General features: G+C 34.4%; 1 protein-coding gene and 1 pseudogene. Both read right to left on the bottom strand.

Annotation, left to right across the window (positions count from 1 at the left end):
* Positions 1–1247, bottom strand: a 1247-nt coding sequence (locus tag LDB17_RS14365; RefSeq protein ID WP_393925107.1) for a DUF6443 domain-containing protein, incomplete at its 3' end; no start/stop codon positions are given.
* A 12-nt stretch (positions 1248–1259) separates the two neighbouring features.
* Positions 1260–3435, bottom strand: a pseudogene (locus LDB17_RS14360) (hypothetical protein); the annotation flags it as partial.

The following is a 3435-nucleotide window of genomic DNA, read 5'->3' as shown; positions in this document are numbered from 1 at the left end:
ATGCCATAATCTGTCTCGACAGTATATTCAGTTCCTGTAAAAGGAATCTCAGCCATCCCCCTGAAATCATAGTTGTCATAATAATTCACTGACAGAATGTTTGGAGTTTTCGTAAAAATCTTAACTACCCCATCTACTTGTATGTTATACCTTTTATAACTTCCTGTACTGGCATATACACCTTTCACTACTTTATTGCTTATACTTATAGTGTCATTACTGAGGCCGGTTAATACTATTCTGTTCCATTCGTCAGGGATAGAGAACAACCATTGCCCTTTACTACGTAGTTCTCCGTCCTGTGAATAAATAACCTGGTCAGCTTTGTCGTAGACGTAATAAACCCATTCACATCCGGGCAACTTTTTTGCTATACATCGGTTCCGTTCATCATATTTATAGAGATAAGCATATAACTTCAAATTAGTATCAGCCTCTGTCCAATTAGATGAACTTACTATTCTATCCGAAGCTTCTGGAGGAAGCACTGCACGAAGATTCCCAAAGCTGTCATAGATGTAATTTGTGTCATACAATTTTCCTGCGTTTATCTGGCGAGTTAATACTACCTGACCCTGTTTATCCTTGAATTCATAGGATACATTGTCATTCTCGTCTTTCAGTCGAGTTACATACAATTCACCGGCTCCATAATTAGCTGTCCGGGAAAGGCTAATCGTTTTAGTTTCATCTGTAGTCTTATACAGCCCACAAACTAATGAATCCGAATCTGTCCACATAGTCCCGGATTTAGCTATATTGGTCAGGTAACCGGTTCGTACGGCTTTCTTACTCGTTTTCCAATCTACACCTGTTCCGTATTGTTCTAAGATACGGTTTAGGGGAGAGGCTTCATAGACAGGACGGCTATAAGCTACCGAATCTGCCACCGTATTGTAGGTAGTGCTGTTATAGGTAGTCATAGCCTTTGCTTTATATGTATCCAGTGGTATATAAGCACCGTTATTACCAGCAGCTACAACAGGAAGCCATGTACGTTCTTTTCGTCCGAAAGGGTCATACTCCTGATAAGTCACAAGGTCTGCTGTCAATTGAGTTACAGTCTTTTGAACTACTTGTACTGGACGCCCCAAACCATCGAAATACTGGATGGCCTCCAAATAGGTCGATCCATCATCTTTAGTATAGGTACGCGTCTGAATATAATTCTGATTTGCTGTTTGGGTGTGTAGATCTGTGATCATCAAAACAGCTAGAAGAAACATAAGGGTATATTTTGTTTTCATATTGAAAATCGTTTATTGGTTTTGGTAATGATAATCATACCATTGGATATTTTTTTCAACATCAATTCCATTTGAGTCTTTTTCTTTTATATAGGTGCGTTTCAATCTGCCTCTATTATCATAATCATAATAAGTAGTTATACCTGATGGATTTGTAACTGAAGTCATACCAAAAAACGGTTTAAATGTATAAGTAGTAACAAGAGCTTTAGATAGTACCTTTTGAAGACTGCCATCTTTTAATTTAGCTTCATTAGGTACCGCCAGAGTTGAAAGTGCATTGATGCTAGGCACTGAAAATACAGAATTGACAATCGCTTCTAATTCTGCAAAAGTATAACCTGTCGTCTTTATTTCCGCTATAGGGTATTGGCCTTGGTAAGACCATAGATAAAAGGTTTTATTAGAACTGTCTTTCGATATATAAAGAGGATTACCATAACTATCATAATTGTGATAAACTAAACGGCTTTCCAACGTATTACCAAATCCTGTATTTGTTTTTTCAACAGAGATCAATGGTACATTATTAAATAATGAATATTCATTTATTTTTTTGTTCGAAGTATTATTTGTCCCCATTTCTACACTAACCAGTCCATCTAAAAAATTCAATTCTTGCGCTTTAGATTTTATTGCGCCCAAAGGTAATTCATTCATATATGTATATGCTATGTAATTCATATTACCATTACTATTTATTGTAGATTCTTTTATCAACAATTTTAAGCTAGAATCATATTCATAGTCTGTAGTTGTAGTGGTTTGGATTACTCCATTTTCATTATAATTTTTTTCTGTTTTCTTTTTCAGCGCTGTCCATTGGGGAACAATAGCAGGATACAGATATGCGGTAATAGGAGTATATTTACTCGTCATATTAGTACAAAACCAATTCAGATCAACAGGTGTATTGGGATCTCCAGCGTTATTCATCTCCCTCTGCATAATACCCCATAAAGGAATAGATTGAACTTTATCATAAATATTAGAAATTTCTTTTACAAGATTAAAGCTAGTTCCTTTCTTTATATAATGTGATTCTTTCAATAACTGGCCATTATCTTTATAACTAATATCCAAGAATGGGGCATTTGAAAAATTATGATCAAAAGGTAATGCAAAATTGAGGGGCAAAGTTAAATAATCGCGAGGATGAGATGAATAATCTAAATGCCTATCTCCTTTAATATTATAATTATATACACTTTTGCCATTTACGCCTGTTTCATCTCCTTGATATACAGTGACAGTACCATACCCTATTGGACATTTTAGACTCCTTAATCCATTCGAATGAAAATAAAAAGTTGTATTACTTTCCTTACCTAAATACATATATGAATACCGTGGATAACTTGTAATCAAATATGATGCATTATCATCGTAACTATAGCTTTGTTCTCCAACCTTGGTACTCCCATTACTATCATATGAAGTAATCTTCTTTATTCTTAGACCACCAGCATATTGCATACGATTTTCAGATAGAAATTGATACTTGCCAGGAACATATGAATACTTCAGATCAAACTCGTCAAATGAGCTTTTCAACGTACCTTCTATCTTCAATGTATATTCGCCTGTAGAAAGGGGTTTCGTTGATTTATATATCAATGTCTTCAATAATACAGGATCGCTCGTATTTGGATATAAAATAAATTGATTTTTTGTTTTGCTTAGTTCTATTGTTTCAATTATCGCACCAGACGACGAGTTTTTTAATTCTATTAATAATTTATCGCTACTAGCTATTTTATTTATAAATGTTTGTGCATTTTCAGGAAGAAGTATTTTGATGTCCATCGTACAATCATAATCCGATTCAGAAACTCTAAAATTTTGTTGTATCAATGAATTATATAAAACTGTCGGATTGCTTGTACGACTGCCATAATATTGTATGGTCTTTCTTTGACTGTAGAAATTTTGTTGAAGATTGTCTCCTGTAGAATTAGATGATAGGAATTTATTTGATTCATATTCAAATTTGGTTTTTCCTCCAGTAGGGTATATCATCTCAGTCAAAATAAAAGCTTGATTGTAGGAAGGATTAACCTCTCGGTTTGCGGGATAATATAACATTCCTCCTTCTATAACATTCACCGGCCTGTTTGAATTACGATATGTTTGATCAGGAATTAAATGTTTATTTAATTGCCCATTATAACATTCCCCAATGGTGAGA

Source organism: Dysgonomonas sp. Shenzhen-Wh21 (genome assembly GCF_043392705.1).
Taxonomy (GTDB): domain Bacteria; phylum Bacteroidota; class Bacteroidia; order Bacteroidales; family Dysgonomonadaceae; genus Dysgonomonas.
The sequence above is the reverse complement of the archived record's forward strand: the minus strand, read 5'-3'. Positions and strand labels throughout refer to the sequence as shown.